The sequence below is a fragment of the Acinetobacter sp. L-24 genome, from assembly GCF_056857555.1.
Genome location: NZ_JBSXNI010000047.1, coordinates 78,254 through 102,838 on the forward strand (window position 1 = coordinate 78,254; position 24,585 = coordinate 102,838).

Genomic DNA, 24,585 nt, shown 5'->3' on the forward strand with positions numbered 1-24,585 from the left:
CCAATGAGGACTTTAAATGACTAAACAACAAAATCTAAATGATCAGGCGTCATTTTCCGCACCCATTGAAGATTTGCAAGTGCGAATTGCATTTTTAGACGATTTAGTTGAACAGTTGAATGATCAGGTGGCCAAACAGACCCTGGAAATTGCTGATCTGAAAAAGCAAATGACGCTGTTATATCAACGTGTTGAGTCTTCAGATCTGTCTGAAGGCATTGCAGAATTTGATCCGGTTGCAGATCGCCCACCGCATTATTAATTTGCAACCAATGATTTAATCAACAACAACCCTTAGCTGATCTAAGGGTTTTTTATTGAAAAATAAAAATGAGCCGATCGATAAGATGTTAAAAAGAGAAATATTATTTTTTTGAATGGGCTTTTAAATTGCCTTAAACACGCATATAAAAGTAATCAAGTGCCAAAGAAATTTTCCTGCTGAAAACAAATATTCGGGCTTATAAACAGATTTCTTTCAGGCATTTCATAAAATGCAGTTTGACCCTCTGCCGAAACAGGCCTGCACCCATTCAGTCGTAAAATTATTTGACCTTTCACTCACTTCCTACTCTAATACCCGCTCTCAGGTACATTCCGGAATTGCGTCCCATGCACCCAAAAGTTGTTCTACTCGACCTCGAAAATAATTTCCCCACAGCCAAGTTAATGCGTGAGATTGTGGCGCATTATTCGACTTTATATCTGTTTAGCTGTGCTGGAAAATTTGAATTCTCCTTAGAGGATTTAACCGAGCTTGCCGGCTGGGTTAGCAGTGGTCAGGTGGTGGTACTGGACACGCCTGAATCGCCACAAAAAGAATATGAATATGCGGTCATTGTCGGTCAGCTTATGGCGCTACTGGAGCCGGAAACCGAGGTTGAATTGATCTCGGCGATGGACAGCTGCGAGATGTTGCAGCAGATGCTGCAAGCTTCTGATATTCCGTGTCACCTAATTCAGATTCAGCCTGATGAGACAAACATTCCAACCGATCAACCTAAAAATCATCTTCCGAGTCTGGATACCATCAAGAACACACCTGCCTTGCAACTGGTGAAAAAATACTGTGATGCGTTAGGGAAAATGAGCGGCAAACCGAATACGGTGGAAACCCTAAAAAACTCAGTGGCGAATATTCTGCAAGTGATGCCAGTGAAAGCTCAGCATGTGGTCGGCATGTTGATTAACCTGAAAATTGTCAAACGCTATGATGAGCAGATCAGTTTCCGTAAAAAAGTCCTGAAACAATGGCTGCAACTCAATCTGGATGAACAAAGCCCGGTTAAAAATCCTAAACTGGATCAGGTTATTTCCCAAATGAAGGTAGATGAAGCTCCAGTTGAATCTGAAATACTCAAGTCACCAATCCAGTCGGCACAGCAAGACCTGTTCAAGAACTTTGGCCGGATCGATCCGGTACAACTGGAAGTGGCGCGTAAACTGCGTGAATTGCAGGGCGATAAACCCAAAGACATTTATGAGCTGCGTGATTTACTGGAACAGTTATTTCCAAAATCGGACATTCGCTTGCTGCTGAAGGAGTTGATCGAGAAAGGTTATATTTACTGGAATGGTCACGAAATTTTATATAGTCATGAAATGTTCCTGAATTAATTTTATCGTGCAAACTTGCGTTTTATATTGTGCTTATGCAACTCTAATAATAGAACATAAAGGTTGAACTATGGAAAACACTGGAATCTGGGTGACGGTGGTCATCATCATTTTCGTCATAGGGTCGATTTTCGGGTTACGTGTAAGTCCCCGAGAAAAAGCCTTGGGGCTGATGCGTGATAAAGCCCGTAAAATGGGTTTGCATCCACGTCTGGTGGTGGCACCGGACTGGACCAAAATCCCGAAGGCGACTGAAAGTCGTGCCAGTATGGTCGCGTACTACAGTGTGCTGATGCCAGATGCACGTTTGCCCTTGATGCGCGCCCGTGTTGTCGATAATAAACTCGAAATCGTGCAGGGTGATGAGAAATTTAAAGATTTTCCCATTGCATTAAAAGGCATTTATGCTATTGATATGCAGGCCAACTGTGTCGGCGTGTATTGGGATGAAGAAGCTGATTTAAGAGCGACCCAACTCGACGACATCAAAGCGCTGTTACACGCTTTGGCTGAACTTTAATTTAGAAATAAACAGGATTAACGGTTAATTATGGCGAACGCTCCTCGGTCCACATCAAAAAGCAGCACAGCGAAGTCTCCCGACGCTGGAAGCAAGCGTGCCCTAGTGATTGTGGAGTCGCCTGCAAAAGCGAAAACAATCAATAAGTACCTTGGTCCGAACTACATCGTAAAATCATCGGTGGGTCATGTGCGTGACTTACCGACTGGCGGCTCTGCAAAATCGACAGAGAAAAAACCAGCGACACGTACCAAACTGACGGATGCAGAAAAAGCTGAAAAATCACAGAATGCGTTGATTAACCGCATGGGTGTCGATCCGGAACATGACTGGAAAGCCAAATACGAAGTCCTTCCTGGCAAAGAACATGTGGTTGCCGAACTGAAAAAACTGGCATCGCAAGTCGATGAAGTCTATCTGGCAACGGATATGGACAGGGAAGGAGAGGCGATTGCCTGGCATTTAAAAGAAGTCATCGGTGGTGATGATTCGCGTTATCAGCGTGTGGTCTTCAACGAAATTACCAAAAACGCGATTCAGGATGCCTTTAAGCATCCGTCACGTCTGGATACCAATAAAGTCAATGCACAGCAGGCACGCCGTTTCCTGGATCGTGTCGTGGGCTTTATGATTTCGCCATTGCTTTGGGAAAAGATTGCCCGTGGTCTGTCGGCCGGTCGTGTACAGTCGGTTGCAGTGAAGCTGGTGGTCGAGCGTGAACGTGAAATTCGTGCCTTCATTCCTGAAGAATACTGGCAGGTGTTTGCCGATACCAAATCGAAAAAAGATGATATTCGTCTCGAAGCGGTCAAGCAAAATGGCAAGACGCTCAAGCTGCGCAACAAAGCCGAAACTGATGCCTTATTAAACCTGATCAAAGATGCGGATTATACGGTTTCTGCACGTGAAGATAAGCCAACCAAGGTTAATCCAAGTGCGCCGTATATTACGTCAACGCTACAACAGGCAGCCAGTACCCGTCTCGGTTTTTCTGTGAAGAAAACCATGATGCTGGCGCAGCGTCTGTATGAAGCCGGCTTCATTACCTATATGCGTACCGACTCGACCTTCTTGAGTGATGATGCGGTGAATATGGTGCGTGGTCATATCGAATCCGAGTTTGGCGAGAAGTATTTGCCTGCCAAGCCGAACCGTTATGGCAATAAAGCCGGTGCGCAAGAAGCGCATGAGGCGATTCGTCCATCTATGGTTGGCTTAAAAGGCGACAGTCTGGTGGGTGTTGAGCGTGATGCACAGCGTCTGTATGACCTGATCTGGCGCCAGTTTGTTGCTTGTCAGATGACTCCGGCAGAATATCTGTCTTCTACCATTTTGGTGGATGCCAATGGCGTAGAACTGAAAGCCAAAGGCCGTACCTTGGTCTTTGATGGCTTTACCCGCGTGCGTGGTGCCAATAAAGCCGATGACGATATTTTATTGCCTGCGGTCAAAGTCGGTGAAGTGCTTAAACTTGAGAAACTTGATCCATCTCAACATTTCACCAAGCCACCGGCACGTTTTACTGAAGCCTCACTGGTGAAAGAACTCGAGAAAAAAGGCATTGGCCGTCCATCGACCTATGCTGCGATTATCTCGACCATTCAGGATCGTGGTTATGTGAAACTGGATAACCGTCGTCTCTATGCCGAGAAGATGGGTGAGATCGTTACCGATCGTCTGGATGAAAATTTTAGTAATCTGATGAACTATGCCTTTACCGCAGATCTTGAAGGTCAGCTGGATAAAGTAGCAGATGGTGAGCGTAACTGGAAAGAGTTATTAGACAGCTTCTACGGCGATTTTAAGCAACGTTTGACTACGGCGCAGGGTGAGAACGGTATGCGCCGCAATCAGCCTGTAGAAGTGGATGCAGTACACTGTAAAGAATGTGACCGTCCAATGCAGATTCGTACCGGAACCACAGGCGTATTCTTGGGTTGTTCAGGCTATAACCTACCGCCGAAAGAGCGTTGTAAAGGAACCTTGAACCTGACACCAGTTGAGTCTCTGGCTGCATTATCTGATGATGAGGCTGCGGAAACTGCTGACCTGATGTCGAAGAAGCGTTGTCCGATCTGTGAAACTGCCATGGACAGCTATGTGATTGATGGCGGCCGTAAACTGCATATCTGTGGGAATAACCCGGACTGTAGTGGTTTTGAACTTGAAGAAGGTGAGTTCAAAATTAAAGGCTATGATGGCCCGAGTATCCCATGCGACAAGTGTGATGGTGAAATGCAGCTGAAGACGGGTCGTTTTGGTCCGTATTTTGCCTGTACCAGCTGTGACAATACCCGTAAAGTCTTAAAGAGCGGTCAGCCTGCGCCTCCACGTGTGGATCCGATCAAGATGGAGCATTTACGTTCTGCCAAGCATGACGATTTCTTTGTACTGCGTGACGGTGCAGCCGGTTTATTCCTGGCGGCAAGCAAGTTCCCGAAAGTGCGTGAAACCCGTGCACCGAAAGTGGCCGAGATTCGTTCTGTTGCCGACCAGCTTGATCCAAAGTATCAGTTTATCTTGCAGGCACCTGATGTGGACCCGGAAGGGAATCCAACTCTGGTAAAATTTAGCCGTAAGAACCAGTCACAATATATTGGTTCGGAAACTGCAGAAGGCAAGCAAACCAAATGGTCTCTGGTTTATCAGGACGGAAAATGGGTTGAAGCCTAAACTCTAAGATTCAAAAAAATGCTGACGAAAGTCGGCATTTTTTATGTCAGAATCATGTATATAAAAAATTAAAAATAATATCTTGGGGTGGATGTGGATATTCAGACAAAAAAGTTCGCTGTATTAATCGATGCGGATAATTCTTCTATCAACGCGATTTCATCGGTATTGGAGGAAGTTGCGAAATATGGAATTGCCAGTGTCAAACGTGTGTATGGGGACTGGAGCAGCGAAACGTTAAAGAAATGGCGAGATGTACTCCTTCCTCATGCCATCACTCCGGTACAACAATTCGCTTATACCAAGGGTAAAGATGCGACGGATATGATCCTGATCATTGATGCTATGGATTTACTTTATGCAGGTGCATTAGATGGATTTTGTATCGTATCCAGCGATAGCGATTTCACGCCCTTAGCTTCACGTATTCGTGAAAATGGTCTAACAGTGTATGGCTTTGGCAAAAAAGCTACGCCTGAAGCATTTAAGAAAGCCTGTGACAAGTTCATTTATATCGAAAACTTACTTGTAGATAGTGAAATTAAAAATAATGAGGATGGTGAAGAAACAGGATCAATAGATAAAAAAGTTTCGGAGATTATCAAGACTAATGGACAAAAAACTATATCTGCGCAAAAGGAAATTCAGTTACCTGAAGGGATGGATCGAGCTACGCTTAACTTAATTTATAAAGCTGTAAAAGATAATGCCGATGATAATGGATGGGCGAATTTAGGGATGGTCGGGCAGTATATCAGTGCAGTAAAGCCTGATTTTGACTCTCGTAACTATGGTAGAGCCAAATTGTCAGGATTAATAAAAACTTTAAATTTATTTGAAACAAAAATAGAAATGAGTCAGATGTATTTAAGAAAAATGAAAAAGCAGAGTGTGTAATCGATATGTGGAAAAAGATTCGGATTCTGATTTTATTAATCATCTTATTGATTGTCGCGGTCAATGCCTATCGTGATCAAAACCAGAACTGGTCAAAGCCGATTATTGTGTTGCTGCATCCGATTAATGCCGATGGATTACCGACCACACAGCAATATATCCAGCAACTGTCAGCTCAGGACCTGAATGGAGCACGGGAATATCTGGAAAAAGCAGCTCAGCAGTATCGTGGACAGCCGACTTATTTTTATTTTAATTTAGGCCGTGAGCTTCAAGTTCTACCACCCAAAGTCCCTGAGCAAGACTCGCTCATCGATACGGTTTTATGGAGTTTAAAATTCCGGTTCTATGCCTGGAAACAGCGACAGAGTTCAGACCCTTCAGCTAATGTGACTTTATTTTTAAATTACTATGATCCTGTGCAGACCAAGCAATTGAAACATTCCACTGCTTTGCAAAAAGGCCGGATTGGTTCGATAAATCTATTTGCATCCAAACAACAAACTGAACAGAATAAAATTGTATTGGTGCATGAATTGCTGCATGCCTTTGGCGCTTCGGATAAATATGATTTAGCGACAGGTCAACCGATTTATCCGCTGGGTTATGCATTTCCAGATCAGCAACCCTTATTTCCGCAAACCAAGGCGGAGCTGATGGCAGGACATATTCCACTGTCTCAAACCACCAGTAAAATGCCAGAATCTTTAAATCAAACCTTGATTAATGAGATAACTGCAATTGAACTGGGCTGGAAATAAAGACTTGTGGATAGTGCTGGATTTATCCACAATTTAGACTTCATTTGTGGATAAAAGATCACACCATGCCGCTCACCTTTGTGCTTGCTCCTGACTCGTTTAAAGAAAGCATGTCTGCTGCGCAGGCTTGTCAGGCCATGCAACGCGGTATTCAGAACGTCATTCCGGATGCCAATATTATTCATGTGCCAATGGCTGATGGCGGTGAAGGCACGGTCGATGCACTGATTTCAAGCTTGAAGGGGGAAAGTATTGCATGTGAAGTGACCGGACCACTGCCTGAGCAACGTATTCAGACCTATTGGGGTTTGATTGATGCAGGTCAAACTGCTGTGATTGAAATGGCCAAGGCTAATGGCATTCATTTATTGAAGCCTTCACAGCGTAATCCGATGCTCACTTCGACCTATGGTACAGGAGAAATGATCAAACAGGCATTGGACTTGAGTGTGAAAAAAATCATCATTGGGCTCGGTGGCAGTATTACCAATGATGCAGGTGCTGGTATGGCGCAAGCACTGGGTGTGCGGTTTCTAAATTATAAGAGTGAGTCAATTCAGGTCTGTGGTGGAAACTTAGATCTGGTCAAATCAATGGATTTATCCGAACTTGATCCACGTTTAGCAGATACTGAAATAATCATTGCATCGGATGTCAACAATCCACTGTGTGGACCAAATGGTGCATCGATAATCTTTGGACCACAAAAAGGTGCAACGCCTGAAATGGTCAAGCAGTTGGATCAAAACCTCTGTCATTTCGCCGATGTAGTCGCTGGGCAGATTGGCCATGATCATCGTCATGTTGCAGGTGCGGGCGCTGCCGGTGGATTGGGTTTTGGTTTAATGGCATTCACTGCTGCTTCCATTCGATCAGGTGTAGAGCTGATGATTGAACAGGTTCAACTCAACGAGAAAATAGCGCAAGCAGATCATGTGTTTACCGGGGAAGGTAAAATTGATTTTCAAACCAAATTTGGCAAAACGCCATTTGGTGTGGCGCAGGTTGCAAAACACTTCAATAAACCGGTGATTGCTTTTGCGGGTCTAGTCGGTGAAGGGATTGAGGATTTGTTTGAGTCAGGATTTAGCCAGATTGTTGGGATTAATCCGCCAGATTGTCCTTTAGAGGAAGCCTTAAATAATGCAGAAATGAACTTGGAGAAAGCTGTCGTTGAGATAGTTAAAATCTTTTGACAGAGTGAAAGTATTTCTCTCTCCTGTAATCCAGCACGCCCTGTCGTTAGCTAATATCAAATCAGGAAATAAAATTGGAGACAGTTTCAGGACAACTGAAAAGACATAATTCTGGAAGCGATCTGTTAAACTACATACATCCACAAAATGATGAGTGAAAATGAGTTTAGCCACCCTGATTGATGAATTAAACCCCCAACAAAAGCAAGCAGCGACCACAGAAGCAAAACACAGTTTGGTGCTGGCCGGGGCAGGTTGTGGCAAAACCAAGACTATCGTGGCACGCGCAGCTTACTTGATTGAGCAGGGTGTGCCTGCCAACCAGATTCAAATTCTGACCTTTACCCGCCGTGCAGCCAGTGAAATTGTGGCGCGTGTCGAACTTGCACTGGGTGAACAAGCCAAGGGACTGCGGGCCTCGACCTTTCATACCTTCTGTATGTATCTGCTGCGCCGTATTCCGAAAGCTTTTGGTCTGGAACAGTTTTCGATTATTGATCGTGATGATCAGTTGATGATGTTTCGTTTGATTCGCGGCCGTGATGACAAGAAAAATCCCAATCATCTGCCGAAGCCTCAGGAATTATGTGATTTGTATTCTTTTGCAAGGAATACCCGGCAAAAGCTCAGTCTGGCGCTGGAAAAACAGATGCCGGAATATCTGGCCTTAAAGGACCAGATTGCCGAAATTATGAAAGAATATGAAGCACGTAAGCAAGCGCGAAGTTTTCTGGATTATGACGATATTCTGGCGGTAGTAGCTACGGCGCTGGCACAGTCCGAAGGTCTGGTCGACTATGTCGCTTCAATCTGTCGGCATATGCTGGTCGATGAAATGCAGGATACCAATCCATTGCAATGGGCTTTGCTGGAGCCACTGAAAGACCGGATCAGCCTGTTCTGTGTCGGTGATGATGCGCAGTCGATTTATGGCTTTCGTGGTGCAGACTTTGAAAATATTCACCATTTCAAAGAACGTGTGCCAGATGCGCAGATTTTTAAATTAGAAAAAAACTACCGCTCGACCCAGGAAATTCTGGATCTGTCCAACTGGCTGCTCGATCAGTCTGAAATCAAATATGACAAACGTCTGGAAGCGTATCGCGGAGAAGGTGTAAAGCCGCGCATGCATATTTTCCCGAATGAGTTTGATGAAGCCAAATGGATCGCGATTGATATTAAAGAGCGTCATTATCTGCAAGGTAGTAAGTGGGGCGAGCATATGGTGCTGGTTCGTTCCAGTTTTGCCGCACGGCATATTGAGGCAGCCTGTATCGCGGCTAATGTGCCGTATCGCTTTATTGGTGGCATGAAGCTGCTGGAAACGGCGCATGTCAAAGATTTGCTCAGCATGCTGCGCGTAGTCGCCAATCCGCTGGATGATATCGCCTGGATGCGTTTCTTGACCCTGTGGAATGGTGTTGGTGATGTGGGTGCCAGTAAGCTATCGCAGCAGTTATTGGCTGAACCGGAAATGGAAGCTATTGCAGATAATTTGGAAAAATTTGGCAAGATACCATTAGAAACCATTCTGATCATGCAGCAGATGAGTGTGCTCAAAGGCGAAGTGCAAGCCTGTGTCGGTCTTGCGATTCAGGCGATTGAATCGCAGTTGGCGGAAAACTATAAAAAGGATTGGCCACGTCGCCAGAGTGATTTTGAACTGGTCAAACAGCTGGCCTCCAAGCATTCGCAGCTGAGTGAGTTTTTAGAGGAATATGTACTGGATCCGGTGTCAATCTCGGAAATTGAACGCCAGTCGGACCATGATGTGGTGACCTTGATTACCATTCACTCGGCCAAAGGCACCGAACAAAATGTTTGTTATGTGGCCAATGTCACGCCAGGCAATTACCCGCATGCACGTGCTCAGGGTGACTTTGATGATGTCGAAGAAGAACGTCGTGTGCTATATGTGGCGTTGACCCGGGCAAAAAATGAATTGATTCTGACCAAACAGAACCTGAATCATTGGGCGCGGGAAACGGTCGATGAGCAGGGGCGTAAAGTCGAAAGCTATTTCCTGAATGATCTCACCCGGCATTTATGCACCACAGAAACCCATTACAAGACCCGGCAGCAAACGGTAAAAAGTGCCTTGATTGAACGCAAGTCGATTAATTTAGATTTTGGGATTGATCTCGATTAAACTATGGCAAAGTTGTTTCATGCAAAAAGTAGAGTAGGCGCGTGCTTTTTGATATTTTTTGCCTATCTTCTTAAGGTTGTAAGATGAAAATTTTAGTTCGTAATTTAGAACGTACGGTCACAGAAGCCGAATTACTGAAACTGTTCCAGGAATATGGCACAGTGGAGACCTGTACTTTGGTGCTTGATGCAGCAACAGGCAAATCAAAAGGTTTTGCTTTTGTAGAAATGCCGCATGGCCGTGAAGCAGTCAAAGCCATTAAAGGCCTGAACACTTTACGCCTACACGGACATGGCATCCGCGTGAAAGCCGCAGAAGACAAGCCTCAGGCTTAAACTCAAAAAAGGAGCACTTGATAGGCTCCTTTTTTTATGGCTACAATTTAGTATCGCCGTACTTAATTAGTGAGTTCAATGCTCTGAATTTCAGTGCTGGATTGATTCAGTCCGAACATCTTTTGATTGCGAAATGCAGGCGAACCTTTTACTTTATAAAAGCCAAAATTTGTTTTAAACCTTAGGAAATCTCGATGACCCGTGTTGCTCGCTATCATGCGGACCGTACCAATCAAAAACTGTATTTTGCCCGTCTATCCTGCCAGCAAGCAGAGCAAACCGAACATGTACAACAGGCTCAGGCACAACGTGAAGCAACTGTGTTTCATTTGCATGGTGCTTTGTTAGCATTTTTACAGGAACTGGTGCGTTACTATCGCCTGAATGATCCTCATCCAACCTTAAAATCGATCGAAGAATTGATGGCGGCCAAAGGCCAAATTTCGCCAGAAGTGGCGGTGCTGCAACATTTATCCAAGAGTGGTTTCATTGCTGAACTGAAACGCGCTTACCGTCTGTGCCAGTATGCGCCCGAACCAAGTACCCCAGAACCTGAAGACGAAACCTCCTCAAATCTCATCATTAAAGTCACACAGTCTCCACAAGCATGGTTACCTGATACTGCTATATTGAGAGAGTGGCATCGTGACCTGACCCAATTAATTGATGGTTTTCGTAATGAGATGATTGAATTTTAATCGGATCGGCTGTACTTGAAAATGCAATTTTTAACCCTATATCAATTACTCTAATGATGCAAAGTGCACCCGGTGCTTTGCCACCATGTTGAACATGGAGGATATATGTCTATAGAACAGTTGAAAGATTTATTTGGTAATCAAGACGCGATTTTAGAACTCGTTCAACTTGAAGGTGGCGCGTTGGCTCTACGCAATGCAGGCTCACATAAACAGCCTTTGGTCATGATTCAATTTAATGATGAGGTGAAAGCTCTACTTGGAGAGCAGACCCCCGTGATTGCGCAACAGATGATTCAGGCAGCACTCTATGGTTTGCTGGAACAGCAGGTCAATGAGTGGCAGGCTGAAGTTGTGGATGAAGAACCAAAGTATATGAGTTAATCGTTGAAATTTATTTAGAAAGCACACTACTATTGGTGTGCTTTTTGAGTTTTATAGGTTATTAAATTAGGCAGATTTTAAGTATCACAAAGACGTTCATTTAAAATGAAGATGAAAAATCATTATTTTAAAATTTGGGTCATGAGCAGTCTGAAGCCATTGAGTTAATAAAATCTTAGGCTCGGAGATATATTGATGTCCATAAAAAAGTTGCCAGATCCGACAACTTTTTTATTTGGTGTTGATTAAAAGAAAAACTTTAATGAGAAGGCGTATGCTGATGCGCGATCTCAATCTGGTTCAAAATATGATTGCTCATATTTTTTGCCATTTCTTCTTTGGCATAATAAACCGCACCGATATTATCCCGACGAATGGCTTCAGCTTCTTCCTTGCTTTCTGCACAGACCAGTACCTGAATTTGTGGATTCAAGGTCTTGGCAATGTCGACAATTTTATGAATATCGATGATATCCATAGGGGAAATGACCAGTAAGCGCGCATGCTGAATATGTGCCTGAATCAGGACCCCGGCTTCAGTAGCAACACCAGACACCGCAGCAATACCTTTTTCACGCAGATTTTCGACGATGTCACGGTTTTCTTCGGCAATGACCACCTTGATGTTTTCTTCCATCAATGAGCGGGTAATGCGACGACCGACCTCACCATGGCCAATAATCACCACCTGATCGCGCAGGTAATCCTGTGAGACTTCATCGGGTAACATTGCCAGAGGGTCACCACTGCGTTCCAGTAAACGTGCCAGGGTCGAGCGTTCCCGAATCCATTTCTGTACTGGCTCAATTGCGGAAAAGATAAAGGAATTGAGGGTAATCGAAATCAAGGCACCTGCCAGAATCAGGTTTTGACCTTCCAGCGAAAGCAGGTTGAGTGAAACACCGAGTGCAGCCAAAATAAAGGAGAACTCACCAATCTGTGCCAGAGAAGCACCGACGGTTAAGGCGGTATTGATCGGATAGCGAAAGAACAGCACCAGTGCCATGGCGGCAATAGTCTTGCCAATCATGATAATCCCGACCACGGCCAGTACATGTAAAGGCTGTTCCAGCAAAATGCGCGGATCAAACAGCATGCCGACGGAAACAAAGAATAAAATCGAGAAAATTTCACGCAGTGGCAAGGTTTCTTCTTCGGCACGATGACTAAAATCGGACTCTTTCACCACCATTCCGGCAAAGAAAGCACCCAGTGCCATCGACACGCCAAAGACTTTATAGGCACCAAAGGCAATCGAAACAGCAGCAGCCACCACGGTTAAGGTAAACAGCTCACGTGAACCGAGACGTGCCACCACCTGTATGATCATCGGAATCAGGCGTTTACCAATAATCAGCATGAAGGCAATAAAGCCTGCGACTTTGAGCAGGGTAATCCCTAAGGTGAGCCAGATATTCTCATCGCTTGCGCCTTCCAGCGCTTGCCCACCTAAAAGCACCGCAGTGGCAGGTAACAGTACCAGCGCCAAGACCATGACCAGATCTTCGACCAGCAACCAGCCAACGGCAATCCGGCCATTGATCGAATCGAGCAGGCCGCGATCACCAAGCGCTTTGAGTAGCACCACGGTACTGGCACAGGACAAGCTTAGGCCGAAGACCAGCGCTGAGCCAAAGCTCCAGCCCCACAGCATCGAAACTCCGACCCCGAGCAAGGTGGCAACCGCAATCTGTAAAATCGCACCAGGCAGGGCAATCCGGCGTACCTGCATCAGATCGTTCAGGGAAAAATGCATCCCGACACCAAACATCAGGAACATGACGCCTAACTCTGCCAACTGGTTGGCCAGATGAATATCACCGACCACACCGGGCGTGTGGGGGCTAATCAGAATGCCGGCAATGAGATAGCCGATCAAAGGGGGAAGACGTAGCCGTGCAGCGAGATAGCCAAAGACCAAAGCTAAGCCAAAACCAACAGCCAGTAATATAATGAGCTCTACGTCATGTGGCACTAAATACTCCTTTAGCTAGGTTTGCTGGGAAATAAGCACAAAAAGTGCCAAAACATGCAGAAAGTTTATCAAGCCGGATAAAAAAAGTGCAAAAAAAAACGACCCGCAAAGGTCGTTTTTTTAAAGAAACTAAAATTATTTGATTTTAGCTTCTTTGAAGATTACGTGTTGACGGATTTTTGGATCAAATTTTTTGATTTCCATTTTTTCCGGCATAGTACGTTTGTTCTTAGTCGTGGTATAGAAATAACCTGTACCAGCTGAAGAAACTAAGCGAATTTTATCACGCATGGTTCAGACTCCTTAGATCTTTTGACCTTGAGCACGTAGGTCAGCAACAACCTTTTCAATGCCCAATTTGTCGATAATACGCATACCTTTAGTGGTTAAACGAAGACGTACAAAACGTTTTTCGCTTTCTAACCAGAAACGGTGGTGATGCAGGTTCGGCTCGAACCGGCGCTTAGTTTTGTTGTTGGCGTGTGAGACGTTGTTACCAACGACTGGACGCTTGCCGGTAACTTGGCAAACCTTAGACATGGTGTAACTCCATTGATTTAGCCAACAGCAAATCTGTATGGCCAGTCAAAAATAAACGGATTGAAATCATTCAAGGGGCGTTTTATATCAAAAATGCGCTTAAAAGACAAGCGATTTTCGTCAAAACGCGGCACGAACTATATCGATAGCTCATGCCTTGATCATTTAGCGGAGAAGTGTCTTCGAAATCAGCTTGTGAATCGGTTTATTGAACGGTGGCAGAATGTATTTCAAGCTATACAGCTTTGGATTCGACATTACTGAGCGTTCATGCGACAAACTGAAGAAGCCTTCTGGGCCATGGTATTTACCCATACCTGATGCACCGACACCCCCAAATGGTAGATCGTCCTGCGCAACATGGGTCAGTACCGTATTTTGCCCGAAATGCCCTGAATGGGTACGCTGTGCGACATAATCGGCACGCGCCTGATCAAAGTCGAAGTAGTATAAAGCAAGTGGGCGTGGACGGCTATTAATAAAGTCGATGACATCGTCAATTTGATCATATTCCATGATCGGTAACAGCGGACCAAAGATTTCATGCTGCATGATCTGCATTATCGGGGTGACATTGGTCACGATGGTCGGTGCAATCTTGCGCAGATCAGCCGAGTTTTCACTGCGCGGATTAATTTCAATGACTTGCGCACCCTGTTCGCGTGCATCATCCAGATAACCTTGCAGACGATTATACTGCTTATCATTGATAATCGAGGTGTAATCCTGATTATGGGTGATATCCGGATACATGCTTTCGACACAGGCTTTAAAGTGATCAATGAACTCAGCCGTCTTGCCACGAGGCAAGAACATATAATCTGGGGCGACACAGGTCTGACCGGCATTCCAGAGTTTGCCCACGGCAATCCGCTGCGCGACATCACGCAGATCAATCGATGGATGTACCAGTACCGGCGATTTACCGCCCAGTTCCAGAATCACCGGAACCAGATTTTCGGCAGCGGCTGCCATGACGGTTTTACCGACTGCAGTTGAGCCAGTGAAAATCAGTTTATCGAAAGGCAAACGACAGAAAGCATCTGAAATCACACCACCACCATTCACCACAGCGACCAATTCTTTAGGGAAGGCTTCAGCCAGAGCCTTTTCCAGAACTTCACCAAAAGCAGCGGATGCACTAGAAATTTTGATCATGGCATGGTTGCCGGACGCCAGTGCGCAAATCAGGGGGCCAATCGACAACAACAGCGGATAATTCCACGGTGCGATAATCCCGACCACACCCAAAGGCTGATATTGTACCCAGGCTTTAGCCGGCTGATGAATAATGCCCACATGACGCTTGGAAGGTTTCATCCACCGGGTCAGGTTTTTGCTATAATATTTGATATGTTCCAGACAGGTGAGCAGTTCACCAATCTTGGTTTCCCCGATTGAGCGGTTACCATAGTCCTGATTAATTGCATCAGCAAATTGATCTTGATACTTAACTAAGATACGCTTAAGTCGAGCTAAACGATCGATACGTTCCTTTGCAGTCGGCAGAGGGTAGTGTAAGTAAGCGTGTTTTTGTTGCGCCAAGACTTCATTCAGATATTGGCTATCAAAAAAATGTGGTGTCATTGATGTTGTTTTTGTGTGACTGTTCATGCCGCACTACCATTATTCAAAAATCGATTAATTAATTTTTAGAGCAAATACTCTAATTAGTCAAGTGACTTTGTGTGTTAGCCTGCTAATGCATGAACTGAATGGTTATTTTAGGATGTCCCAAACCAAAACCTTAAAAACTAAAGAGCGTATCTTGCAGCTCAGTTTGCAGCTGTTTAACGAGCGTGGCGAACGATCGGTAACCACCAATCACATTGCGGCTGAACTCGGCATGAGCCCGGGTAACCTGTATTATCATTTCCGCAATAAAAATGAAATTATTAAAGAATTGATGGAACAGTACCAGCACCAGACCCTGGAAATGCTGGCGCTGCCGGATGACCGTGCGCTGGATGCCAATGACAAGGTGCATTATTTTCAGGTACTGAGCAGCCAGTTATGGGCTTACCGTTTCCTGCATCGTGATGTCTATCATCTGGTAGAAAATAACGAAGATTTTCGCAAGATGTATCCACGCTTTGCCGGTCAGGTGATGCAGCAGGGCCAGAAAATCTATAAAGGCTTTGTTAATGCAGGCCTGATGGACATGACCGATTCAGAGATTGAAGCACTGATTATTAACCTGTGGATTGTGCTGACCAACTGGACCAATTTCCTGTATATGTCAGGTCATCTGACCGATTCCAATACCCTGGAAGAAAAATGGGTTTGGCAGGCACTGCGCCAGATGGTATTCCTGGAAGGGGCGTATTTACGTGGTGAAAGTCGTCAAACCTATGAAGGTTTATTGAATAGTTTGGGCTCTTCGGAACTTTTTGCCAGCCTGTCGTCGTCTAAAGACTCTGAATCTGAACAAACTATTCAGAATATCCAAGAAACGCGCTAGAATACTCGGCTTATTTTTTAATTTAACTGATTAGTGACTTAAACCAACATGAATATGACGACTGCTAACACCGCACGTTTATTGATTACTTGTGAAGACAAGCCGGGCATCGTGCAGGCTGTTTCGAGCTTCTTGTATCATCAAGGTGCCAACATTACTGCGCTTGACCAATATGCGACAGCAGCGCAGGGCGGACGTTACTTCATGCGCGTTGAATTTGAACTCGATAATCTTCAAAGTCGTAAAGAAAGTATTATCCAGACTTTTGCAGCGAATGTGGCAGAACGCTATGGCATGCAATGGCGTCTGGCTCTGGTCAGTGATGTGAAAAAAGTCGGTATTCTGGTGTCTAAAGTCGATCATGCCTTGCTTGAGCTGTTATGGCGTCATGCGCGTGGTGGTCTGCCTTGTGAAATTACCAAAGTAGTATCGAATCACGAGACTTTACGCGAAGCAGTTGAAAATTTTGGCATTCCATTCGAAGTTGTGCCGGTGACCAAAGACAACAAACCTGAAGCTTATGCAGAAATCGACCAGTTGATGCAGGGCAATGACCTGTTGGTGCTGGCGCGTTATATGCAGATTCTGGATGAAGAATTTGTCAGCAAGTGGGAAATGAAAGTGATCAACATTCACCATTCTTTCCTGCCGGCTTTTGTAGGTGCCAATCCGTACAAACAGGCCTATGAAAAAGGCGTGAAGCTGATCGGTGCAACTGCGCACTATGTGACTGCTGATCTGGATCAAGGTCCGATTATTGAGCAGGATGTGGAGCGCGTGAACCATGACTTTACTGTTGAGCAGTTACGTGAACTCGGTCAGGACGTGGAACGTAATGTATTGGCCCGTGCGGTAAAATGGCATTTGGAAGACCGTATTATTGTCGATGGCAACAAGACTGTCGTGTTCCAATAAGACTTGCATTGAGTTTTAAAAAGGCATACTTTTAGTGTGCCTTTTTTGTTTTGATGCAAAAAAAGTCAGTCAAAGGTAGGATTAGCGGTTGCAAATGAAAACACTTCTCATTTATTATTGGCATACTTTAATTGTGCTAACCGATGAGCTTGATAGTTTGTTCCACATCATCTCCTCAAGGTAATAGATTTAATGAGTCAAGTTGCTGCGCCCCAAATGCCTACACCGCCGAATCAGATGAAAAAGAAAGTCATCTCTATCGTGGCGGCTGTACTGGTTGGGCATGTGGGTGTGTTATATGCGATCAGCCAGATGAAAGCACCTGAGCTGACACCCATTGATAAGCAACCCTTAAAAGTGCGCTTTGTAAAACTCCAGGAAGCGCCAAAACCTTTACCGCCAAAGCCGAAGGCCGAGCCACAAAAAGAGCCGCCTAAGCCGAAAGAAGTCAAAATTGTCGATAAACCGCTGCCACCACCACCGAAAAAAGTAGAAAAAATCGAGCAGGTGAAAAAGGCTGAAGCGCCAAAAGTGGTTAAAGCACCGCCAGTTGAAGCAAAACCAACCCCAAGTCCGGTTGTACCGACAGTGGTCACTGAAACTAAAGTTAAACCGGCACCTGCTCCAGTCGTGCCACCTGCACCTGTGGCACCGCCAGCACCTGCTGCGCCGCCATCCCCGAAAAGTGTATCAATTGGTGGGGGCGTGTCCTGGCAGCGTTCACCAAAAGTCTCACTCTCTGCAGGTGAATTAAAATCAGCCTGTTCACTGGTAGTAGATGTTTCAGCGAATGAGCAGGGTAAAGTGGTCTCTGCGACTGCACGAAATTCAAGTTGTAGCCCGGCGGTAACGCGCAAAGTAGAAGCAGCGGTACGTCGTGCACAACTCACCAAATATGTTGAAAATGGTGTGGCTTATCCAACACGCGTGGAACAGCCTTTCGATTTTCAGGTTAAATAACGGCTCACCCATTAGGAGTTCGAATATGAACTTTTCAGTTTATTGGCAACACGCTGATGCAGTCAGTAAAACACTGTATTTCGTGTTATTGGCAATGTCGATTGCGACATGGACCATATTTGTGCTGCGTTTGATGGGCACTCGCCAACTGAAACAGATTGCCTATGCTCAGTTATCTAAGGCATTGGAACAACTGAAAACCAAACTGGCTCCTTTGGGCTTTGAACAGCGTAAGGCAGTGGCAGAACAGGCGCTGTTACGCCAGATTTCAGCAGAAAAAGCCAATGCCGAAAAAGGTGTATCAGTTTTGGGTACCATCGCATCGATCTCTCCATTTGTCGGTTTGTTCGGTACGGTATGGGGCATCTTCCATGCGCTGGTTGCTGTTGGTAAAAGTGGTCAGGCTGGTCTGGCACAAGTAGCAACTCCAGTCGGTGAAGCCTTGATTATGACGGGCTTAGGTCTGGCAGTCGCAATTCCTGCGGTACTGGCTTATAACATCTGTGTACGTGCTAATCGTGGCTTGGCTCATGAATTACAGGATCAGGCACACGGTCTGTTGATTGATACCATGCTGCAACAGGAATCTGCTGCAAAAAAGTCTGATGAAAAAGTAACACAACAGAGTTTCGTGGGAGGTCAAGCTTAATGGCTTTTCAACTGGGTGAAGACAACGATGTAGGCATGAATGAGATGAACCTCATTCCCCTCATCGACATTATGTTGGTATTGATGATCATCTTTCTGGTGACAGCGACCGTTGCGAACCCATCAATTCCATTAACCTTGCCACAAACGACTGCGGAGATTATCGATCTGCCGCCTGAAAATGTCACGATTAGCATCAATGCCGAAGGTGACATTGCCTGGAATGGTGATGTATTGACGCTGGAACAGCTCGAAACCCGTTTTAATGAAGCGGGCCAAGCTGAACGTCAGCCGACCATTGTGTTGAAAGCGGATAAAGAATCACGTTATGACTCGGTGGCGCAAGTCATGTCGCGTGCGAGTGGAGCCGGACTCAGCGATATTGCCTTTGCAACCGATAACTAAGATTCAGATAATAAAAAAAGTGACTGATTGCAGTCGCTTTTTTTATGCCCATTTTTCATGAAACTTAATGGGTTTTTAATAAGGTGGTAAATTTGCTGCGTAATTTGTTCAATTTTGGCGGAATGGCAAAATTGCAATAGCCCTGGGTCGGATTCTTGGCAAAGAAGTTTTGATGATAGTCTTCCGCCGGATAGAAAGTCGGGGCAGGGCTCAGTTCAGTTACCACATTGATGCCATCGGCTTTCAGGGCATCCATCGCCTGCTGCGCCTGTTGCTGCTGTTCATCATTCAGATAATAAATTACAGAACGATACTGGGTGCCGACATCATTGCCCTGACGGTTTAGCGTGGTCGGATCATGGGTCGCAAAAAATACATCAAGCAACTGGGTATAGTTAATCTGGTTTTCATCGAAATCGATCAGAATGACTTCGGCATGGCCGGTATTGCCACCACAGACATCATCATAGTTTGGCTGAGTTGTGTGCCCACCTGCATAGCCACTGATGACCTGCTGAACCCCCTGGATCTGTAAAAATACGGCTTCAGTACACCAAAAGCATCCCCCACCGAAAAGTGCCTGTTGCATGGTTGATTCCTCATTCAATTAAATAACTCAATCGGGCTGATGGTTAAATTCAAGCTCATCAGTATGAAAGATAAAAAAGCCTGTCCATACAGGCTTTTTGTAGGGAAGTATTAACGCGGCTGAACAGCACTTTCTAGCTGGATCAAGAGATTCCCATGGCGATCCAGTAATTTTAAGGTTTTACCAAATACTTGATAATGCGTCACTTTGGCTAAAGCTTCATTAAATTTCTGATCAAGCTGATCGTTGTTCATGCAAGCCATACGGGTAGTGGCCATTTGGCTCAGGGTCAGCGTGTCTTTCGCTGCTGTGTAACTGCCCATAATCCGGTTACAGCTATCTGAACCTGAAACGCGCTGGGTACTGGCATCAAATTGCAGACTTGGAACATTGCGTGCGGTTGGCGCAGTCTTGATTTCAGTATTACCAATCTGGGTCGCAATCCAGGTACGATTTTGCAAAAGTTGTAAATGATTCGCGGTTTGTGTCGTGGCTGTATTAGGCACAGTTTCGCAGCCCATGACCGTTAAAACCGAGCCTAAAATCGCGATTGCAGTTAATTTTTTTAGCATGAGAGATACTCTGATCATTGACTAGCTATTTGTATATAAACAAAAAAATGATCAAGGTTCCAGTTGATTTTGTATCTTTATTGAAGTGGATTTGCTACACAGTTATCGCATGTCTGGTTTCGGTAGACCTTGTCGCATGAGTCTTGAATAGTCCTGACTGGAGAGATTAGCGGTCTGTTCTACCCGTGGATTGACATGCGCGCGTTGATACCAGGTGTGCATATCCCAAGACTGTTCCAGTACTTTGAGATCATAGAGATAATTTGGTAAATAGCCGGAGGCCAGCAGCCGGTAATCTGAGGGTAGCTGTTGTTGCGATACCGCCTGAACCATATCAAAGACCAGCGTGGTGCAATTACTGGTCAGGGTATTGTACCATTTTGGCTCTTGGGCCAGTTCATCGGCCTGACGCAGATATTCTTTAAATAAAGCTTTAGCCTGAGCTTGCGGCATTTTGACTGGGAAAAAATAGACCTGTTCACCACGGACATTGCTACGGGTATAGACAATATCCTTTTCATCCGATGCGACCAGACTCAGTTCATATTTTCGGAAAAAGCCACCAATCGCTGAAAACTCTTCATTCTTTTCCTTGCGGATTTCAATCGAGAAGGTGAGTGGCTTTTGATTGGCAAAATCGAAGCTGACCAGGGTATGGGCAATTTTAGGCCCCATCCAGTAGGAAGTAATGATGTTCACGCCAGTAATCTGATTCAGATCAAAACTGCGGCTTTCCCAGCGTTCGATATAGCGACCATCGGCCTGCCAGTCAAAGTTGCGGATATTGTGTAAGGTAACCTGATCGCCTTGCTGCTCATAATGCAGAAGCTGGGAAACCTCAGGATTCCACTCTCGATCCTGACGCGCTTCCAGACTGAAATATCCCAGCAGACAGAATAAAAAGGCCAGAAGATAAAGAACGCTATCGACTTGGCGGGAGATCAGATGCCGGGTGAAATAAATCCCGAGAACGACCAGTGCAAAGGTCAGCCAGAGTCCAATCAGCATCAAGCTGCCGATTTTTCCGAGGGGTTGATGAACCCAAAGCATCAGGCTGAGCCACAAACTCGACAGAATGACGGATAAAGTAAACAGACTGCCCAGCAGCCACAGACTCCAGTGCCTGGAAATATATTCGCGTCCCTGCATCATCACTTTTTCATGAGAAATAGGTTTAATTTTCTGTAGGTTGCGAACTCAAAAGCAATGCCGGTTTTGTCGTCGATATGTTGCTCGGCAGCGACTTTTTTAAATTCTGCTGGAATCGCTGGATAATAGGCATCGCCCTGTACATCCAGTTCGACATGCGTCAGTTCTAGACGGTCTGTGATCTCCATGGTCTGTTTAAAGATTTCACCGCCACCAATGATGAAAATGGTTTCAGGCTTTTCTGAAGCCTTCACATCTGTCACGGCCTGACTCAACGCATCTTCAATGCTATAAGCAACTTTGGTGCCTGCAAATGCCCAGTTTGGATCACGAGTAATGACCCAGTTCACCCGTTTAGGTAGAGTACGTCCCATCGACTCTAGTGTCTTGCGACCCATCACCACCACACCGCCTTGGGTGATTTCCTTGAAGTGTTTCAGGTCGGCAGAGATATGCCAAGGTAGGTCATTGCCCTTGCCGATACAACGCTGCTGATCCATGGCGACGACGTGTACAACTTCTAAATCTTGAAATGACATGTATTGATCCTTCTCATCAAACCCAAAGCCCTTCGTGTAATTTTTTACTGGTACGAAGGAGAGGTTCACAATTTATCTTGATTGCCTTCACGCTTTAGGGCCGGGAATATATTTTGAAAGGAGTTGGCGATTCACGCGTGGTAAAAGGCCTCTCCCTAGCCCTCTCCGAGGAGGAGAGGGAATTTTATAATAAAGAAAATTAAACAGCGACAGGGGCTTTAATTCCTGGATGAGATTCATAACCGACAATTTCGATATCTTCAAATTTGAAATCGAACAGGTCTTTAATCTCGGGATTTAGTTTTAATTGACAAAGGCCGAGTGGCTCACGGCTGAGCTGTAATTGTGCCTGTTCAAAATGGTTGCTGTACAAGTGGGTATCGCCACCAGTCCAGACAAAGTCACCAACCTCCAGATCACAGACTTGCGCGATCATATGCGTCAACAAGGCATAGCTGGCAATATTAAATGGCACACCCAAAAATACATCAGCACTGCGCTGATACAACTGACAAGACAATTTTCCATTGTGTACAAAGAACTGGAACAGGGTATGGCAAGGGGGTAATGCGACCTGACCTGCTTCATTCGGGTTCCAGCCCGATACAATCAGACGGCGCGAGTTTGGATTGGTTTTAATTTCATTGATCAACCATTTGATCTGGTCAAAACCATCCTGGTTATAGCTATTGTCTGCATTTTTGCTGGCCCCAAAATTACGCCATTGATGGCCGTAAACTGGACCAAGTTCGCCTTCAGGACGGCCAAAACGCGCAGTCTGTTCTGCGGTCGCCCATTCGTCCCAAATCGAGACTTTATTGTCTTTTAAATACTGAACATTGGTATCACCTTTCAGGAACCACAACAGTTCAATCACGATAGAACGGAAATGAACTTTTTTGGTGGTGAGTAAAGGAAAACCTTGGGAAAGATCAAAGCGCATCTGATGACCAAATACCGAACGTGTACCTGTACCGGTACGGTCGCCTTTATCGCCGCCGTTGTCGAGGATATGTTGTAAAAGGTCAAGATATTGGCGCATAGTTCTCTCTATTTGAATCTGTTGAAAATTGCCGTTTTAACAGCAGAACGGATTATTTTATAATCAATTTTCTGTCGAAAGGGACAATTTAAATTGCGCACATCATAGCATTTTTTGATGAGCTTTCATCGCCCAAATTGAGAATAAAAAAGACCTCCTGATAGAGGTCTTTTGATTGCAGTTTAAGCGGTTTTACGGCCCGTATGGACGGTATGAATCAGATCAGACAGATCATAACCTAAGGGTGCTGCATAACTTAAATATTCGCGTTGAGTCGCTTCGTCCAGACTGGTGTCGCGATGTAATCACCATAAATATTCTTTATTCGGCTCGCCCACGAGTGCCGTCTGATAATCCGGATCGATTTTTAAGACCCAATAATCGCCCTTGGTAAACGGGATCCCATGCAAGCCTTCAGGTAAAAATCTGATTTCAAGCTTGGGATGTTCTGCATCGACAATGATCGCTTCAGCAATGGCTTCATCCACCTTGCCATTTTCATTCAAGCTCTATACCGCAGAAATATCGGTGCTGTCTTCAGGTTGGCGCTTCATCGGCAAGTGTGCAATGTCATACCAGGTACTTAAATATTGTTCTAAATTAAAATTTGAAACGGTACTTAAAGTCTGACTCATTTTTCTTCTCCGTTTAGTTCAAGGTTTAAAAATGCCGCATCAGTGTAATACAGGCGGTAAAGCTCAAAATGATGTAATCATGTGGTGAAATGTTATCTGAAAATGGCCGAGCTACAGATTAAATCCACACGTTTGAGTAGAAAAAGATAAGGACTCATTTTGCGTATTTCAGGCTGAAAAAGCTTTGCAAGGCATTGGAATTGGCTTTGCTTTACATTTTTTTTGCAAAGATGATGGGTTTTGTAACTGTATGAGAAAGAACCGCTTAATTTGAATGCCGGAAAAATAGACAAATTTATTTACATTTTTAATGTGAAAGATAACATTTAAACGACTAGTATTCTCGGCTTGTTAACAATATGAAAGCCTAAATTACAGGCGAGGAGCGGTTGGTAAGGCATGATCTATGATCATCAAGTAAACATGAGCGAAGTATATGCTCCTGTCCAAGCGAATATCATGGTGCGTTCCCAATCGGAGCAAAGACCTAAAAAGTCATCCCAAAAAGCCACTGTCCGTAACGCTTCAGGCGTAAGCAATGGCCATCGTATCAATATCGAGAAATTTACCAGTTATCTGCAAGGCATTACCCGAAATACCAGTACACAGAAATGTGCGCGCAGTATTCGTGTCGGTCTGCAATCCTCTGGTGCGAAAATTGTGAATCATCCGGTCGCAGCAGCAGATTGGGGAAGTACCCTGATGCAGCTGGGTTATAAGAAAATTAATGCTTCTTTTGATCGGCCGAAAAAAGGCGATATCTATATTATTGACCGTACTCAGGGACATAAATATGGACATATCGCGGCTTATTCAGGTAGTGCCTGGGTATCGGATTTTAAACAGCGAGATCATGCGGTTTATCGCAATAAAAACGTGACTTATAGTTACTATCGTCTGGAAACTTACTTCTAAGAAAACACTG

28 protein-coding genes are annotated in these 24,585 nt (G+C 44.9%); 17 read left to right on the forward strand and 11 right to left on the reverse strand.

All coding sequences use genetic code 11. The features are described from left to right. Nucleotides 1-16: 16 nt before the first annotated feature. The 11 genes from AC13CK_RS14805 to AC13CK_RS14855 all read left to right on the forward strand — a co-directional run bounded on the left by AC13CK_RS14805 (nt 17) and on the right by AC13CK_RS14855 (nt 11,230). The gene (locus tag AC13CK_RS14805; RefSeq protein ID WP_004278477.1) at nt 17-262 is read left to right on the forward strand and encodes a SlyX family protein; all 246 of its coding nucleotides are present in this window, start codon (nt 17-19) and stop codon (nt 260-262) included. A 350-nt stretch (nt 263-612) separates the two neighbouring features. Further along, entirely contained in the window at nt 613-1,617 is a 1,005-nt protein-coding gene (locus AC13CK_RS14810) for a hypothetical protein (RefSeq protein WP_425879104.1), read from the forward strand. 70 nt (nt 1,618-1,687) lie between these two features. Then, the gene (locus tag AC13CK_RS14815; protein ID WP_004278475.1) at nt 1,688-2,137 is read left to right on the forward strand and encodes a hypothetical protein; all 450 of its coding nucleotides are present in this window, start codon (nt 1,688-1,690) and stop codon (nt 2,135-2,137) included. A 30-nt stretch (nt 2,138-2,167) separates the two neighbouring features. Beyond that, nucleotides 2,168-4,810, forward strand: coding sequence for a type I DNA topoisomerase (gene topA, locus AC13CK_RS14820; RefSeq protein WP_004278474.1), 2,643 nt, complete (start codon nt 2,168-2,170; stop codon nt 4,808-4,810). 93 nt (nt 4,811-4,903) lie between these two features. Further along, a complete protein-coding gene (locus AC13CK_RS14825) occupies nt 4,904-5,707 on the forward strand; it encodes an NYN domain-containing protein (RefSeq protein WP_034439084.1) in 804 nt (267 codons plus the stop codon). Between the two features lie 5 nt (nt 5,708-5,712). Further along, the gene (locus AC13CK_RS14830; RefSeq protein WP_004647401.1) at nt 5,713-6,468 is read left to right on the forward strand and encodes a hypothetical protein; all 756 of its coding nucleotides are present in this window, start codon (nt 5,713-5,715) and stop codon (nt 6,466-6,468) included. A gap of 65 nt (nt 6,469-6,533) precedes the next feature. Beyond that, complete coding sequence (locus tag AC13CK_RS14835; RefSeq protein WP_425879107.1) at nt 6,534-7,664, forward strand: glycerate kinase; 1,131 nt, start codon at nt 6,534-6,536, stop codon at nt 7,662-7,664. 160 nt (nt 7,665-7,824) lie between these two features. Then, nucleotides 7,825-9,813 (forward strand): ATP-dependent helicase, encoded by a 1,989-nt coding sequence (locus AC13CK_RS14840; protein ID WP_336754563.1) that lies wholly within the window; start codon nt 7,825-7,827, stop codon nt 9,811-9,813. Nucleotides 9,814-9,896: 83 nt separating this feature from the next. Further along, entirely contained in the window at nt 9,897-10,148 is a 252-nt protein-coding gene (locus tag AC13CK_RS14845) for an RNA recognition motif domain-containing protein (protein WP_004729489.1), read from the forward strand. 194 nt (nt 10,149-10,342) lie between these two features. After that, nucleotides 10,343-10,846 (forward strand): DUF6586 family protein, encoded by a 504-nt coding sequence (locus tag AC13CK_RS14850; protein WP_004278463.1) that lies wholly within the window; start codon nt 10,343-10,345, stop codon nt 10,844-10,846. A 105-nt stretch (nt 10,847-10,951) separates the two neighbouring features. Then, nucleotides 10,952-11,230 (forward strand): hypothetical protein, encoded by a 279-nt coding sequence (locus AC13CK_RS14855; RefSeq protein ID WP_004278462.1) that lies wholly within the window; start codon nt 10,952-10,954, stop codon nt 11,228-11,230. A 259-nt stretch (nt 11,231-11,489) separates the two neighbouring features. Here AC13CK_RS14855 and AC13CK_RS14860 read toward each other — a convergent pair whose 3' ends face one another. The 4 genes from AC13CK_RS14860 to AC13CK_RS14875 form a co-directional block, all read right to left on the reverse strand. Beyond that, nucleotides 11,490-13,205 (reverse strand): cation:proton antiporter, encoded by a 1,716-nt coding sequence (locus AC13CK_RS14860; RefSeq protein ID WP_336754564.1) that lies wholly within the window; start codon nt 13,203-13,205, stop codon nt 11,490-11,492. Between the two features lie 135 nt (nt 13,206-13,340). Beyond that, the gene (rpmG, locus tag AC13CK_RS14865) at nt 13,341-13,496 is read right to left on the reverse strand and encodes a 50S ribosomal protein L33 (RefSeq protein ID WP_001205031.1); all 156 of its coding nucleotides are present in this window, start codon (nt 13,494-13,496) and stop codon (nt 13,341-13,343) included. A 12-nt stretch (nt 13,497-13,508) separates the two neighbouring features. Beyond that, nucleotides 13,509-13,745 (reverse strand): 50S ribosomal protein L28, encoded by a 237-nt coding sequence (rpmB, locus tag AC13CK_RS14870; RefSeq protein ID WP_000048256.1) that lies wholly within the window; start codon nt 13,743-13,745, stop codon nt 13,509-13,511. A gap of 165 nt (nt 13,746-13,910) precedes the next feature. Further along, a complete protein-coding gene (locus tag AC13CK_RS14875; RefSeq protein WP_425879117.1) occupies nt 13,911-15,359 on the reverse strand; it encodes a coniferyl aldehyde dehydrogenase in 1,449 nt (482 codons plus the stop codon). 115 nt (nt 15,360-15,474) lie between these two features. Here AC13CK_RS14875 and AC13CK_RS14880 point away from each other — a divergent pair, with 115 nt between their 5' ends. From AC13CK_RS14880 to AC13CK_RS14900, 5 genes are all read left to right on the forward strand, one after another. Then, entirely contained in the window at nt 15,475-16,206 is a 732-nt protein-coding gene (locus AC13CK_RS14880; RefSeq protein WP_180082934.1) for a TetR/AcrR family transcriptional regulator, read from the forward strand. A gap of 48 nt (nt 16,207-16,254) precedes the next feature. Continuing rightward, nucleotides 16,255-17,121, forward strand: a complete 867-nt coding sequence (gene purU, locus AC13CK_RS14885) for a formyltetrahydrofolate deformylase (RefSeq protein ID WP_004647410.1) — start codon at nt 16,255-16,257, stop codon at nt 17,119-17,121. 192 nt (nt 17,122-17,313) lie between these two features. After that, on the forward strand, nt 17,314-18,081 hold the full coding sequence (locus tag AC13CK_RS14890; protein WP_005103036.1) for an energy transducer TonB: 768 nt from the start codon (nt 17,314-17,316) through the stop codon (nt 18,079-18,081). Nucleotides 18,082-18,106: 25 nt separating this feature from the next. Then, nucleotides 18,107-18,730, forward strand: coding sequence for a MotA/TolQ/ExbB proton channel family protein (locus AC13CK_RS14895; protein WP_005250649.1), 624 nt, complete (start codon nt 18,107-18,109; stop codon nt 18,728-18,730). Continuing rightward, nucleotides 18,730-19,134, forward strand: coding sequence for an ExbD/TolR family protein (locus AC13CK_RS14900; RefSeq protein ID WP_004278434.1), 405 nt, complete (start codon nt 18,730-18,732; stop codon nt 19,132-19,134). The genes AC13CK_RS14895 and AC13CK_RS14900 overlap by 1 nt, the downstream gene beginning before the upstream one ends. Nucleotides 19,135-19,198: 64 nt before the next feature. Here the strand turns inward: AC13CK_RS14900 and msrA are convergent, their stop codons facing one another. The 7 genes from msrA to AC13CK_RS14935 all read right to left on the reverse strand — a co-directional run bounded on the left by msrA (nt 19,199) and on the right by AC13CK_RS14935 (nt 23,660). Then, a complete protein-coding gene (gene msrA / locus AC13CK_RS14905; protein ID WP_425879121.1) occupies nt 19,199-19,723 on the reverse strand; it encodes a peptide-methionine (S)-S-oxide reductase MsrA in 525 nt (174 codons plus the stop codon). Nucleotides 19,724-19,833: 110 nt separating this feature from the next. Continuing rightward, nucleotides 19,834-20,295, reverse strand: a complete 462-nt coding sequence (locus tag AC13CK_RS14910; RefSeq protein ID WP_005245935.1) for an META domain-containing protein — start codon at nt 20,293-20,295, stop codon at nt 19,834-19,836. Nucleotides 20,296-20,397: 102 nt separating this feature from the next. Further along, a complete protein-coding gene (locus AC13CK_RS14915) occupies nt 20,398-21,447 on the reverse strand; it encodes an Lnb N-terminal periplasmic domain-containing protein (RefSeq protein ID WP_425879123.1) in 1,050 nt (349 codons plus the stop codon). Next, nucleotides 21,447-21,983 carry a dihydrofolate reductase gene (locus tag AC13CK_RS14920; RefSeq protein WP_482831284.1) on the reverse strand — a complete coding sequence of 179 codons (537 nt, stop codon included), beginning with the start codon at nt 21,981-21,983 and terminating at the stop codon, nt 21,447-21,449. The genes AC13CK_RS14915 and AC13CK_RS14920 overlap by 1 nt, the downstream gene beginning before the upstream one ends. Before the next feature lie 199 nt (nt 21,984-22,182). Beyond that, entirely contained in the window at nt 22,183-23,025 is an 843-nt protein-coding gene (thyA, locus tag AC13CK_RS14925; RefSeq protein WP_004278429.1) for a thymidylate synthase, read from the reverse strand. A gap of 305 nt (nt 23,026-23,330) precedes the next feature. Beyond that, complete coding sequence (locus AC13CK_RS14930; protein ID WP_425879127.1) at nt 23,331-23,531, reverse strand: lipocalin family protein; 201 nt, start codon at nt 23,529-23,531, stop codon at nt 23,331-23,333. Between the two features lie 3 nt (nt 23,532-23,534). Next, a complete protein-coding gene (locus AC13CK_RS14935; protein ID WP_005245940.1) occupies nt 23,535-23,660 on the reverse strand; it encodes a lipocalin/fatty acid-binding family protein in 126 nt (41 codons plus the stop codon). A gap of 399 nt (nt 23,661-24,059) precedes the next feature. Between AC13CK_RS14935 and AC13CK_RS14940 the strand changes: the two genes are divergently transcribed. Beyond that, nucleotides 24,060-24,575 (forward strand): hypothetical protein, encoded by a 516-nt coding sequence (locus AC13CK_RS14940; protein ID WP_005107935.1) that lies wholly within the window; start codon nt 24,060-24,062, stop codon nt 24,573-24,575. Nucleotides 24,576-24,585 lie beyond the last annotated feature (10 nt).